We start from the raw sequence: 11,934 nt of genomic DNA on the forward strand, positions 1-11,934 counted from the left end.
AATGCCGCCACCCGGCACTACAGAGGCAAATTATGCCTTCGCTTTCGCGACAGTGACCATCGCAGCACGAATAGTACGACCGTTCAGCGTATAGCCTTTCTGCATCACAGCCAGCACGTTGCCAGCAGTTACATCTTCAGATTCAACCATCGCAATCGCCTGGTGGACGTTAGGGTCCAGCGCTACGTTGGTATCCGCAACCACTTCAACACCGAACTTACGCACCACGTCGAGCATGGATTTCAGCGTCAGCTCAAGGCCTTCGACCATCGCCGCCATGTCCGGGTTAGCTTTATCAGCCACTTCCAGCGCACGATCCAGGCTATCAATCACCGGCAGCAGCTCGTTGACGAATTTCTCCAGCGCGAACTTATGCGCCTTTTCCACGTCCAGCTCGGTACGGCGACGCAGGTTTTCCATTTCCGCTTTGATACGCAGCACGCTTTCGCGCTCGCGATTCTGGGCTTCAGTTAACTGAGCTTCCAGATTCGCAATTTTTTCATCGCGCGGATCCACCTGCTCAGCAGAAGCATCCGGCTCTACAGCCTCAACTTCTTCGTGCTGTTCCATGATAATTTCTTCCGGGGCTTGCCCCTCAGGCGTTTTCTGTTCTTTACTACTCATGAATTTCTCCGCGTTTTTCTGCATTCATCTCGCTAACTTCGCTTATTATGGGGATCAGTTTCCGGGATTCAAGGGAACAAAGCATATTGTCACCATCAATCGGCACAAGGACCTCCAGAAAATGAATAATCATTTCAAGTGTATTGGGATTGTCGGACATCCACGTCACCCTACGGCGCTGACGACACATGAAATGTTGTATCGCTGGCTGTGCGCAAAAGGCTACGAAGTGATGGTGGAGCAGCAAATTGCGCAGGAATTGCAGCTCAAAAATGTGAAGACCGGCACGCTGGCGGAGATTGGCCAGCAGGCGGATCTCGCTGTAGTCGTCGGCGGTGACGGCAATATGCTCGGCGCGGCTCGCACTCTGGCACGCTACGATATCAAAGTTATAGGTATCAACCGCGGTAACCTGGGCTTCCTGACCGACCTCGATCCCGACAACGCCCATCAGCAGTTAGCCGACGTTCTGGACGGCCATTACATCAGCGAAAAACGCTTTTTGCTCGAAGCGCAGGTATGCCAGCAGGACTGCCAGAAACGGATCAGTACGGCCATTAATGAAGTGGTCCTGCATCCGGGAAAAGTCGCCCATATGATTGAATTCGAAGTCTATATCGATGAAGTCTTCGCCTTCTCCCAGCGCTCTGACGGGCTAATCATCTCGACTCCAACCGGCTCAACTGCCTATTCCCTCTCCGCTGGCGGGCCTATTCTGACCCCCTCGCTGGATGCCATTACTCTGGTGCCGATGTTCCCGCATACCCTTTCGGCCCGCCCACTGGTTATCAACAGCAGCAGCACCATCCGCCTGCGCTTCTCGCACCGCCGCAATGATCTCGAAATCAGCTGCGACAGCCAGATCGCGTTGCCGATACAGGAAGGCGAAGACGTGTTAATTCGCCGCTGTGACTACCACCTGAATCTGATACATCCGAAAGACTACAGCTATTTCAACACATTAAGTTCTAAGCTTGGCTGGTCAAAAAAATTGTTCTAAATTTGCATCCAGCACTTTACTGGATAAAAAACCAGTTTATACTGTATGAAAAAACAGTTATGGTTTTTCATACAGGAAAACAATTATGCTGGCACAACTGACCATCAGCAACTTTGCCATTGTTCGTGAGCTTGAGATCGACTTCCAGAGCGGAATGACGGCCATTACCGGTGAAACCGGTGCAGGTAAATCTATTGCCATTGATGCGCTCGGCTTGTGTCTCGGCGGTCGCGCAGAAGGCGACATCGTGCGCACCGGCGCTAGCCGCGCCGATCTCTGCGCGCGCTTTTCCTTAAAAGATACCCCTGCCGCGCTGCGCTGGCTTGAAGTCAATCAACTCGAAGATGGACGTGAGTGTTTACTTCGCCGCGTCATCAGCAGCGATGGCCGCTCTCGCGGCTTTATCAACGGGACTGCGGTTCCCCTTTCTCAGCTGCGTGAGCTGGGCCAGCTATTGATTCAAATTCATGGCCAGCACGCGCATCAGCAGCTCATTAAACCTGAACAGCAAAAAGCCCTGCTTGATGGCTATGCCGGTGAGTACGCGCTCACTCAGTTGATGGCTGAACACTATCGTCAGTGGCATCAAAGCTGCCGCGAACTGGCACAGCATCAGCAGCAAAGTCAGGAGCGCGCGGCGCGCGCCGAACTGCTGAACTATCAGTTGAAGGAACTCAATGAATTCAATCCGCAGCCGGGTGAGTTTGAGCAGATCGACGAAGAGTACAAACGGCTCGCCAACAGCGGGCATTTAATCTCGACCAGCCAGCAAGCGCTGAATCTGCTGGCTGATGGCGAAGATACCAACCTGCAGAGCCAGCTCTACACCGTGCGCCAACAGGTTACCGAACTGGTCGGTCTCGACAGCAAGTTGTCTGGCGTGCTGGATATGCTGGAAGAGGCGGCGATTCAAATTTCAGAAGCCGGTGAAGAGCTGCGTCACTATTGTGAGCGTCTGGATCTCGACCCTAACCGTTTATTCGAGCTGGAGCAGCGCATCTCCCGGCAGATCTCCCTGGCACGTAAACACTACGTCACACCGGAAGAGCTGCCGAACTATCACCAGTCGTTGCTGGATGAACAGCAGCAGCTCGACGATCAGGCCGACTCGCTCGAAACACTGTCCCTGGCGGTGAATGTTCATCATCAACAGGCGCTGGCCACGGCAAAGCAGCTTCACGATGTTCGCCAGCATTATGCTCAGGAGTTGGGTCAGCACATCACGGACAGCATGCATGCGCTGTCTATGCCACACGGTGTCTTCACCATCGACGTGAAATTTGAAGTCAATCATCTCACCGCCGAAGGGGCAGACCGCATTGAGTTCCGCGTGACCACCAACCCAGGCCAGCCTTTACAGGCCATTTCCAAGGTCGCCTCTGGTGGGGAACTCTCGCGCATCGCTCTGGCAATTCAGGTGATCACGGCCCGTAAAATGGAAACCCCGGCGCTGATCTTCGATGAAGTGGACGTGGGGATCAGCGGCCCGACCGCCGCCGTCGTTGGCAAATTGTTACGTCAGTTAGGTGAATCCACTCAGGTCATGTGTGTCACCCACCTGCCGCAGGTAGCCGGTTGTGGGCATCACCATTTCTATGTCTGCAAAGAAACCGACGGTGAAATGACGGAAACGCATATGCACCCGCTGGATAAAAAGGCGCGCCTGCAGGAGCTGGCACGTCTGCTTGGCGGGAGTGAAGTGACGCGCAATACGCTGGCGAATGCGAAAGAACTGCTGGCTGCATAAACTTTTTCGGGATCTCAGGGTCATACAGAACAACAAAAACGCCGTCAGACCGGTTTCAAAGTGGGGCAAGGTCTATTATCATCGGCATATAACATATGAGCCGCGTATTGCTCGGGCCCGAAAAGGAATCAAATCACTATGCGCTGTAAAACGCTGACCGCTGTCGCAGCGGTTCTTCTGATGTTGACCGCAGGTTGTTCCACTCTGGAGCGAGTGGTTTACCGTCCTGACATCAACCAAGGGAACTACCTCACACCTAACGATGTGTCTAAAGTTCGTGTCGGTATGACACAACAGCAGGTCGCTTATGCACTGGGAACCCCGATGATGTCCGATCCGTTCGGCACTAACACCTGGTTCTATGTCTTCCGCCAGCAGCCTGGCCATGAAGGTGTTACACAGCAGACGCTGACCCTGACCTTCAACAGCAGCGGTGTGTTAACCAACATTGATAACAAACCGGCGCTTACCAAACAGTAAGGTTTCAGAAATGCAAAAAGGTGCTCACAAAGCACCTTTTTTGTATCTTAACGTCGCTTCGCCCTACTTCCCGGCCTTCTCCGCACGCTGACGGCGCAGCTCTTTCGGATCGGCAATCAGCGGTCGATAAATCTCAACGCGATCGCCATCACTCACAACATCCGCAAGTTTAACCGGACGACTGTAAATACCGACTTTATTCTTCGACAGATCGATATCGCTGCGCAATTCCAGCAGACCAGAGGCGCGAATCGCTTCTTCAACGGTTGCCCCCTCGTCCAGCTTCACCCGCTGCAGGTATTGTTTTTCCGGCAGTGCGTAAGCCACTTCCACCGTGATTTTAGGCGACACTGTAAACCTCTTTGGCGCGCACGGTGAATGCCTGAACCATATTGGAGGCCAGCTCTTTGAAGATGCGGCCAAACGCCAGTTCAATCAGCTTATTGGTGAACTCGAAATCCAGATGAAACTCGATGCGGCAAGCATCAGCACTCAGTGGCGTAAACTTCCAGCCACCCATCAGGGTTTTGAACGGCCCATCCACCAGTTGCATCAAAATACTTTGATTGTTGGTCAGCGTATTACGGGTCGTGAACGTTTTGCTGATCCCCGCTTTCGACACATCCACGGCGGCAGTCATCTGCGTCGGGCCAGCATCCAGCACCCGGCTACCGGTACATCCCGGAATAAACTGCGGATAAGACTGGACGTCATTCACTAACTGGTACATTTGTTCCACGCTGTAAGGCACAAGCGCAGTACGGCTAATCTGAGGCATAGCATTTTCCATGGTCACACAACGGACAAATAATAACATTTATCCCCTGTTAAAAAAACGCTAAGCCTTATCTCGTGCTAAGATAGCGCGTTGGACCTCACAGGATGCAATCGCAATGAGGTTACTTTTTGAACTCAGATTACCTATGGCTTCACGACACTTATGACGAAGAAAAAAGCACACAAACCTGGCTCGGCAACCATTGCGCTGAACAAGCGTGCCCGCCATGAGTACTTCATTGAAGAAGAATTCGAAGCTGGCCTTGCGTTGCAGGGCTGGGAAGTCAAATCCCTGCGCGCAGGTAAAGCCAACATCAGCGACAGCTATGTGATTCTGATTGATGGCGAAGCCTTCCTGTTTGGCGCAAACTTTACGCCGCTGGCCGTCGCCTCTTCACACTACGTTTGCGACCCGACGCGCACGCGTAAACTACTGCTCAATCAGCGCGAACTGGCTTCACTTTTTGGCCGCATTAACCGCGAAGGTTACACCGTCGTCGCCCTGTCTCTGTACTGGAAAAATGCCTGGTGCAAAGTGAAAATCGGCGTGGCGAAGGGTAAAAAACAGCATGACAAACGTGATGACGTGAAAGACCGTGAATGGCAGGTCGACAAAGCGCGTATCATGAAGCACGCAGGCCGTTAATTTCTGCCTGAATTTTGTACTTTTCACACTGATTTAAGAACTTATCATTCCACGCTGGCATCACCGATGCCAGTTCTGGTATACTGAGTTCAACACATTGGGGCTGATTCTGGATTCGACGGGATTTGCGAAACCCAAGGTGCATGCCGAGGGGCGGTTTGCCTCGTAAAAAGCCGCAAAAAAATAGTCGCAAACGACGAAAACTACGCTTTAGCAGCTTAATAACCTGCTAAGAGCCCTCTCTCCCTAGCCTCCGCTCTTAGGACGGGGATCAAGAGAGGTCAAACCCAAAAGAGATCGCATGGATGTCCTGCCTGGGGCTGAAGTGTTAAAACTAATCAGGCTAGTCTGGTAGTGGCGTGTCTGTCCGCAGGTGCCAGGCGAATGTAAAGACTGACTAAGCATGTAGTACCGAGGATGTAGGAATTTCGGACGGGGGTTCAAATCCCCCCAGCTCCACCACTTTTTAGTTGTTTGAAGTATACTGAAGTCTACTAAGCCCGCATGGAACCAGCCTTGCGGGCTTTTTTACGTCTAAAGAAGTCTACTGAGATTTGCTAGAAGCTACTCGTTATGGCACCCTTTTGGGACCCAACGCAAAGGGTCCCAAAATCGAGGGTCCTAAAAATGGCAAAGATCGCTAAGAAACTCACTGACACTGAAATCAAAAATACCAAGCCAGCAGAAAAGGAGATCAGCCTTTTTGACGGTGACGGCCTGATGCTACGAATCGCCCCCCCTATCTAAAGGGTGGAAAGAAAAATTGGTATTTCAGATATGCAGTGCCAGTAACTAAAAAGCGAACGAAGATGAGCTTAGGAACCTACCCTCTTCTCACACTTGCCAAGGCTCGGGCTTTACGTGATGAATACTTGTCGTTGCTTTCAAATGGCATCGATCCGCAGATTCACAACAACGATAAAGCCAATGCCCTTAAAGATGCCACTGAGCACACGCTACAAGCGGTTGCTAGGAAATGATTAGATGAAAAGGTTAAGACCTCAGGCATCTCTCCAGACCACGCAGAAGACATCTGGCGGAGCCTTGAGCGAAATATTTTCCTCGGTTTAGGCAACATTCCTATCAAAGAGCTCCGTCCCAAGCTCTTAAAACAACACCTTGACCCCATAGAACAACGAGGCGTATTGGAAACCCTACGTCGTATCATTTCACGTCTAAATGAAATTTTCCGTTGGGCTGCGACAGAAGAACTTTTTGAGTTTAATCCTGCTGACAATCTCGGCCAGAGATTCAGCAAACCCAAGAAGCAAAATATGCCAGCTTTACCACCAGATGATTTACCCCGATTCTTAATTGCTCTATCTAACGCTTCTATACGGCTCGAAACACGTCTTCTAATTGAGTGGCAACTCCTTACGTGGGTTCGTCCGGGAGAAGCTGTCCGTGCTCGGAGGAGTGATATAGACGAAGATAATCGATTCTGGAACATCCCCGGTGAGTTTATGAAGATGAAGCGCCCTCACAAGATTCCGCTGAGCAAAGAGGCTATGCGCATCCTTGAGTTAATCAGGCCAATCAGTGGTCATAGAGAGTGGGTTTTCCCAAGTATCAAAGCCCCCACTTAATCACATGCATGAGCAAACAGCTAATGCTGCAATCATCCGAATGGGATTCGGTGGTGAACTGGTAGCCCACGGAATGCGTTCTATAGCAAGAACGGCTGCTGAAGAAAGTGGTAAATTCAGAACCGAGGTGCTTGAATCAGCTTTAGCTCATACTAAGAACAATGAAATCATAGCCGCTTACAATCGTGCTGAGTATCTTGCTGAAAGAACAGAGCTGATGCAGTGGTGGGGAGATTACGTTCAGGCGCAGAAATATAAGGCAATTGCTGCGTGAAAGAGGGACATCTTCTAGCAGTTCAAAACAGACCTGTCGCACTTAGCATAACATCCGAAAAAAGCTAAGAAGCTTGGTTGTTATTGCCTCCGCGCCCACAATGCTGTATAAATAAACAGTTACTTTTGTATACTGTATCACAATGATTTGTTCTATGGGCCAGCACCTTTCGAAAAACGGTTATGATTTCGGGAGCATTCCTATGTTATTGATTGAATATGGTATTATGTAAGCGCGAGTGTTTCTCCCAACAGCTAACCATGTGATTGATAAGGATAAAACAGTGATAAAAAGCCCACTGAATTTAATAAACCTAAACATAACCGATTTGATCATCCATAGGATCTATCTACCCGGTCAGCAGTCCCATTTTACTGTTGAACATTCAAATAACATTATCCCCTTATCAGGGAAGGCAAAACTGACACTTGAGCAAAGACTGACCAAAGTATTGTCTAGGGGTTCAAAATGTATTGAGATGGACATAGTTGAAGATGATCCTCTTGATAAGATTCATGCCTTGCACAATGCTGGCGAGGAAGTTTTTGTATCGAAAAGCAAAGATATAGCCGACAAGTTAGGTGAGGCACAAACCAGCAAAAAGCATCCTGAAGGTGTTCTCGTCGTAGTTAGGTGCTCATATGGGATTACAAAAAAAACAAGGGCTGTCGCAATAATCAAAGCTGAACTGCATGAAGGGTTCACTTCCACGTTAAAAGATAATGTTGCCACAATCGACTATTTAAATAACTTAATCCTAACACCAGAACAAAAACTTTATAAAGTTGCTTTCTTTTCCGAAATAACTAGATTACCGACTATAAATAAAAATTCGTATGAAGTTTATTTATTCGATAATAATCTGACATCAAAAGATGATTCAGGTGCTGCGGCTTATTTTTATAAAGGATTTTTAGGCCTTTCTATTTCAGCAGATTCTAGCCGATTAACAAGAAGTTTTTATGAGATTACAGAAAATTATATCAATGAAAATAGCGAATCAGTTGAAGAAAGGATCGATCTTTCAAGCGCACTAAGGATATACCTTAAAACAGAACAATCAGAAATTATTGGAACAAATGATTTTTCAGAAAAATACATGGCGGTTGATAAACGCGATGATTATATTTCTTATTGTGAAGAAAAAGATCCAGTATTATCATCATTCAAAAAAGATGATTCTTTGATTAAAAATAAAATTAAAAATTCAACATTCAAATTTAGCAATGAAGTCAAAATAATCTATCCGTCAATTAATGGTGATAGTCCTTGTAAAATAATTGAGCGTAATGATGAATTCACCATAGTGAAAATCAATGGTTATTTAATAGGAAACTAAGGTATGAATGAAGTAGACGAGTTTATCGAAATCTTTGACCGAGAGAGGATCATTTATTCCTCTTGGGGTGAACTCGTCCTTCAGCGCATCTGCGATTCTTTAGCAGAAAAAGATATGGAGTCTATTTTAAAAATTACTCCATCATATAGATTAAAAGATATATCATCACTTATAGAGAAAGCGTTTTACAGATCGAAAAATTATGTTAACCCTTACAAAGATATTACAGATAAAGTTGGTGTAAGATTTGTTGTTCTTCTGACAGATGATATCCCAATAATAAAATATATAATTGAAAACTGCCCAATATGGGAATACTCTGATGACCGAGATTTTATAAAGGAAAAAGAAGAAAAACCGTATTTATTCGATTATCAATCTGTTCATTATGTGGTTAAAAATTTAGAGCCAATATCAATAAATGAAAACACCTTAATACCAGTCGGCACTCCATGCGAGATCCAAGTGAGAACGCTTCTTCAACATGCATATGCTGAAGTATCACATGATTCAGTATATAAATGTAAAGCTAAGCCATCCTCTGATATTAAACGGAGAATGGCAAGAACTATAGCGCTAATGGAGTCTACTGATGAGTTATTTCTCTTAGCAAAAAATGAACTCAATAAAAGCAATGCTAAAATAGAAAAATGGGCCAACCTTTCTATCTCCATGAATTGCCAGATCAATGAAAACTACAATAAAAAAGCAAAAGATAAAATTCTATATCATATTTTAAATGTTTATTTCGACACTTTAACTGACCCACTATTCAAAACATATCAAGCATATTTTGATGTCAACCAAGATTATAAAGAATATTTTTCTGAAAAAATAAATTCTGACTGTATATCAGGAAGCTATATAAAACAAAGTGCTGCCATTATTTTTTGCTTGTTTATGGTTGATAAAAAGCCACAGATATTTAGAAATAAATGGCCATTTTCAGAAAACGATTTGAATGAAATCATGTTAATTATGGGGAAATGATGAATAAAAATTTAACTGCTTTATTGAATGAAGTTGATGAAAAAATATTAAAAATGAAAGAAAAAGTTAAAGCTACCAAAAGGAAAGCTAATGCTCTTAAACTACTGAGCTTGTCTTTCGCAGCTCTTACAACTGTATTGGTAGGTATAAGCAACGGTCATATAAATCTTTCTACACTCTCACTAATAACAAGCGCACTTTTGACTTTAACCGTTGGCCTTGAATCACATTTTTCCTATCAAGAACAATGGGCACGACAAAAATGGACTTTGCTAAAACTATATCAAATACAAAATAAATTACGCCTAATGGGAAAGGATGATAATCTAACCCAAAACACTATTGATCTTTACATTGATGAATACTTGTCTATTTGGGATATGGATTTAGCTCGTTGGGAAAAGATTAAAAGCCAAGAAAAAAGTAGCTTATCTTCCTAGAAGATATACGCATATTAAAATAAATTGCGACACTGTATTGGTATATAAAATAACTTGGCTGTAGAAGGAGGCCCCCTCCTCTATTACAGCTTGAAACGTATTTTTGGTGGAAGGTTTTCTTCTATTTTTTCTAGCGGAGCTTGCTTTTCAGCAAGATCATTTTAATCTTTTTGTTTAATTTAGATTTAAATCTATTCTCATAGCCAACTATGTATGCTGGATTTTTCTTAATTTCTTCTTAAAGAACTTTTTCATTATTCTTTGGCTGAACAATAGCTTTTTTTATACCTACCATTTCTCTTATCTCTTCGATCCTAGTTGCTCTACTATTGAAACGGCTACCGCTCTTGAGTCTAAATTTATTTGTGGCTGCGTTGGCTGTTTCTGCATGATCAAGTATCCTACCAATAGAACCGCTATCAGATTTACCACGCCAAATATTGAAGCCATTTTGTTTATAAGTTTTGATTGGTTCTTTATTGTATTGTTTTTTAACTCTGTTGAGTATTTGTGCAGCTTTATATGTTGCTCTTCCAATCTTTTTGTTTGTTGGTCTATTATATTTTTGGCTGAGTTTAGAGCTGTTGTTGTTGCTTCTAATGAGTTGTTCACTCTGATAAGTGTCTGTTGTGTCTGATTTAATGCTGTGCTGACAGACTCCGATAGTATCATCATCGATTCTGATAATGGTTCTATCGTCATTGATATTTGGTTCAATAGGTAATCGTCCAATACTATTTTCGTCATCTGTTTTTCTTGCTGCGAATCTTCTAATGGACACACTCAACGTTGGTACCTATCTTATTGCTGGTACAAGTACTTATCGCTTCCTGATGCCTCATTTAATCTCGAAAGCTGCTGAGGAAACAACGGGCATTAGCTACGATTATGTTCTCATCGACTTGCCGCCATCATTCAACACATTAGTTCGTTCTGCTCTTTACTGCTCTGATTACTTTATTGTTCCATGTACAGCAGATATGTTTTCGGCCTATTGCATCGGTTTAATTGGTGAAATGCTTCCTAAGTTTGCCACTGACTGGCAACAAGGCGTCTCTAGATATCTTGCTGGGAATGCTCACGATCCCATTTTGCCCACAAAAGGACAGCCTAAATTTGCAGGTTGGGTATTCAATGGATTCGATATGATAAAGAAACAAGGGGCAACAGTAGCAACTGAAGTAGGTGCTGACCTAGCACATAGAAATGTTATTAGCAGCGCAATACAAAACGCATTAATCCCTAGCCTACAAACCATCACCTCATACAATGCAGTGCCTAGTTTTGTTACTAGGGAACCAGTAGCGAAAGTGGAAGATTTAAACATTATGGCCCCTAACAGCATTATTCAAAGCGTCCCGCTTAAATACCTCAAGACTGTTCGCCCAACTTCACACGTTTTAGTTCGTGGACAATGGGCTAAAAACCAAACTGACTTGATGGATAAAATGGACGCAGAGCACGACAAACTTGCTGATCACGTGATCGCTAACTGTGTAATGCTTCTATTGATTAGTGGTACTAGCCAATAACGATCTGCACCAATTCAACTTCCTGTTAGGGAGTTGAATTCGCATTCGCCGATGCTGTATCTCAAAAAGTGGGGGCAGGTCACATTCCGTAAGAAAAGAGAAGAAAGTAGGCTCAACCCTCCTTGAATGAACAAAAACCATACTCATATAAAGAGTACTTTCATAACATTCCAGAGGTACTCATGACAACCTGCCAAGCACCGCACCGCTACGACACCATGTTTGCAGCCCTTCCAGAGGATCAAAGCTATCCATTCCGTCATAAATGCGCCGGATGTGCATACGAATTGGGTTATCAAGCGGGGGTAACCAACCAAGAGCCAAGCGCTGCTGCGGCTATTGACTCCATATTGAAAAGCCAAGCGGCTGAAGTTCGCCATAGAAGCCCTCGTGTAGCCTACTACCAAGGATACACTGATGGTCTGAACGAGTATTATCGACAGAATCCTCGTGGATAAGGTTAGCTACCAAGATTAATCATCTGATTTTAAAGGACTAG

General features: G+C 45.2%; 14 protein-coding genes, 1 other RNA gene and 1 pseudogene. 12 read left to right on the forward strand and 4 right to left on the reverse strand.

Translation table 11 applies throughout. The features are described 5' to 3' along the window. Nucleotides 1–30 precede the first annotated feature (30 nt). Complete coding sequence (gene grpE, locus F153LOC_RS17600) at nucleotides 31–624, reverse strand: nucleotide exchange factor GrpE (protein ID WP_142503618.1); 594 nt, start codon at nucleotides 622–624, stop codon at nucleotides 31–33. 121 nt (nucleotides 625–745) lie between these two features. Between grpE and nadK the strand changes: the two genes are divergently transcribed. The 3 genes from nadK to bamE all read left to right on the forward strand — a co-directional run bounded on the left by nadK (nucleotide 746) and on the right by bamE (nucleotide 3,851). Then, nucleotides 746–1,624 carry an NAD(+) kinase gene (nadK, locus tag F153LOC_RS17605; RefSeq protein ID WP_015960089.1) on the forward strand — a complete coding sequence of 293 codons (879 nt, stop codon included), beginning with the start codon at nucleotides 746–748 and terminating at the stop codon, nucleotides 1,622–1,624. Between the two features lie 85 nt (nucleotides 1,625–1,709). Continuing rightward, on the forward strand, nucleotides 1,710–3,371 hold the full coding sequence (gene recN, locus F153LOC_RS17610) for a DNA repair protein RecN (RefSeq protein ID WP_102105372.1): 1,662 nt from the start codon (nucleotides 1,710–1,712) through the stop codon (nucleotides 3,369–3,371). 138 nt (nucleotides 3,372–3,509) lie between these two features. Next, a complete protein-coding gene (bamE, locus tag F153LOC_RS17620) occupies nucleotides 3,510–3,851 on the forward strand; it encodes an outer membrane protein assembly factor BamE (RefSeq protein WP_100779241.1) in 342 nt (113 codons plus the stop codon). A 63-nt stretch (nucleotides 3,852–3,914) separates the two neighbouring features. Here bamE and F153LOC_RS17625 read toward each other — a convergent pair whose 3' ends face one another. Both F153LOC_RS17625 and F153LOC_RS17630 read right to left on the reverse strand, forming a co-directional pair. Further along, on the reverse strand, nucleotides 3,915–4,202 hold the full coding sequence (locus F153LOC_RS17625; protein ID WP_100779240.1) for an RnfH family protein: 288 nt from the start codon (nucleotides 4,200–4,202) through the stop codon (nucleotides 3,915–3,917). Further along, nucleotides 4,192–4,629, reverse strand: coding sequence for a type II toxin-antitoxin system RatA family toxin (locus F153LOC_RS17630; protein ID WP_198520732.1), 438 nt, complete (start codon nucleotides 4,627–4,629; stop codon nucleotides 4,192–4,194). The genes F153LOC_RS17625 and F153LOC_RS17630 overlap by 11 nt, the downstream gene beginning before the upstream one ends. Before the next feature lie 162 nt (nucleotides 4,630–4,791). Between F153LOC_RS17630 and smpB the strand changes: the two genes are divergently transcribed. From smpB to F153LOC_RS17660, 8 genes and pseudogenes are all read left to right on the forward strand, one after another. Then, the gene (smpB, locus tag F153LOC_RS17635) at nucleotides 4,792–5,274 is read left to right on the forward strand and encodes an SsrA-binding protein SmpB (RefSeq protein WP_095282985.1); all 483 of its coding nucleotides are present in this window, start codon (nucleotides 4,792–4,794) and stop codon (nucleotides 5,272–5,274) included. 99 nt (nucleotides 5,275–5,373) lie between these two features. Then, nucleotides 5,374–5,736: a transfer-messenger RNA gene (gene ssrA / locus F153LOC_RS17640) on the forward strand. Between the two features lie 165 nt (nucleotides 5,737–5,901). Next, nucleotides 5,902–6,488, forward strand: a pseudogene (locus tag F153LOC_RS21795) (integrase arm-type DNA-binding domain-containing protein); the annotation flags it as partial. A 60-nt stretch (nucleotides 6,489–6,548) separates the two neighbouring features. Continuing rightward, a complete protein-coding gene (locus F153LOC_RS21800) occupies nucleotides 6,549–6,860 on the forward strand; it encodes a tyrosine-type recombinase/integrase (protein WP_233210374.1) in 312 nt (103 codons plus the stop codon). A gap of 4 nt (nucleotides 6,861–6,864) precedes the next feature. Next, nucleotides 6,865–7,134, forward strand: a complete 270-nt coding sequence (locus F153LOC_RS21805) for a hypothetical protein (protein ID WP_233210368.1) — start codon at nucleotides 6,865–6,867, stop codon at nucleotides 7,132–7,134. Between the two features lie 262 nt (nucleotides 7,135–7,396). Beyond that, a complete protein-coding gene (locus F153LOC_RS17650) occupies nucleotides 7,397–8,473 on the forward strand; it encodes a nucleoid-associated protein (protein ID WP_233210369.1) in 1,077 nt (358 codons plus the stop codon). A 3-nt stretch (nucleotides 8,474–8,476) separates the two neighbouring features. Then, the gene (locus F153LOC_RS17655; protein ID WP_102105375.1) at nucleotides 8,477–9,463 is read left to right on the forward strand and encodes a GTP pyrophosphokinase family protein; all 987 of its coding nucleotides are present in this window, start codon (nucleotides 8,477–8,479) and stop codon (nucleotides 9,461–9,463) included. Next, a complete protein-coding gene (locus F153LOC_RS17660) occupies nucleotides 9,463–9,903 on the forward strand; it encodes a DUF4231 domain-containing protein (protein ID WP_102105376.1) in 441 nt (146 codons plus the stop codon). The genes F153LOC_RS17655 and F153LOC_RS17660 overlap by 1 nt, the downstream gene beginning before the upstream one ends. Before the next feature lie 238 nt (nucleotides 9,904–10,141). Here F153LOC_RS17660 and F153LOC_RS17665 read toward each other — a convergent pair whose 3' ends face one another. Then, nucleotides 10,142–10,690, reverse strand: coding sequence for a hypothetical protein (locus tag F153LOC_RS17665; protein ID WP_199174680.1), 549 nt, complete (start codon nucleotides 10,688–10,690; stop codon nucleotides 10,142–10,144). Between F153LOC_RS17665 and F153LOC_RS17670 the strand changes: the two genes are divergently transcribed. Next, nucleotides 10,677–11,435, forward strand: coding sequence for a ParA family protein (locus F153LOC_RS17670; RefSeq protein WP_233210370.1), 759 nt, complete (start codon nucleotides 10,677–10,679; stop codon nucleotides 11,433–11,435). The two genes, F153LOC_RS17665 and F153LOC_RS17670, sit on opposite strands and share 14 nt — an antisense overlap. The last annotated feature ends 499 nt before the right edge of the window (nucleotides 11,436–11,934 follow it).

The organism is Lelliottia sp. F153 (assembly GCF_002870005.1).
GTDB classification, from domain to species: Bacteria; Pseudomonadota; Gammaproteobacteria; order Enterobacterales; family Enterobacteriaceae; genus Enterobacter; species Enterobacter nimipressuralis.

Excerpts from the sequence above, each read along its gene's own strand:
- grpE (WP_142503618.1), bottom strand. The coding sequence starts at position 624 with ATGAGTAGTAAAGAACAGAAAACGCCTGAGGGGCAAGCCCCGGAAGAA.
- nadK (WP_015960089.1), top strand. The coding sequence starts at position 746 with ATGAATAATCATTTCAAGTGTATTGGGATTGTCGGACATCCACGTCAC.
- recN (WP_102105372.1), top strand. The coding sequence starts at position 1,710 with ATGCTGGCACAACTGACCATCAGCAACTTTGCCATTGTTCGTGAGCTT.
- bamE (WP_100779241.1), top strand. The coding sequence starts at position 3,510 with ATGCGCTGTAAAACGCTGACCGCTGTCGCAGCGGTTCTTCTGATGTTG.
- F153LOC_RS17630 (WP_198520732.1), bottom strand. The coding sequence starts at position 4,629 with ATGCCTCAGATTAGCCGTACTGCGCTTGTGCCTTACAGCGTGGAACAA.
- smpB (WP_095282985.1), top strand. The coding sequence starts at position 4,792 with ATGACGAAGAAAAAAGCACACAAACCTGGCTCGGCAACCATTGCGCTG.
- F153LOC_RS21800 (WP_233210374.1), top strand. The coding sequence starts at position 6,549 with ATGCCAGCTTTACCACCAGATGATTTACCCCGATTCTTAATTGCTCTA.
- F153LOC_RS21805 (WP_233210368.1), top strand. The coding sequence starts at position 6,865 with ATGCATGAGCAAACAGCTAATGCTGCAATCATCCGAATGGGATTCGGT.
- F153LOC_RS17655 (WP_102105375.1), top strand. The coding sequence starts at position 8,477 with ATGAATGAAGTAGACGAGTTTATCGAAATCTTTGACCGAGAGAGGATC.
- F153LOC_RS17660 (WP_102105376.1), top strand. The coding sequence starts at position 9,463 with ATGAATAAAAATTTAACTGCTTTATTGAATGAAGTTGATGAAAAAATA.
- F153LOC_RS17670 (WP_233210370.1), top strand. The coding sequence starts at position 10,677 with ATGGACACACTCAACGTTGGTACCTATCTTATTGCTGGTACAAGTACT.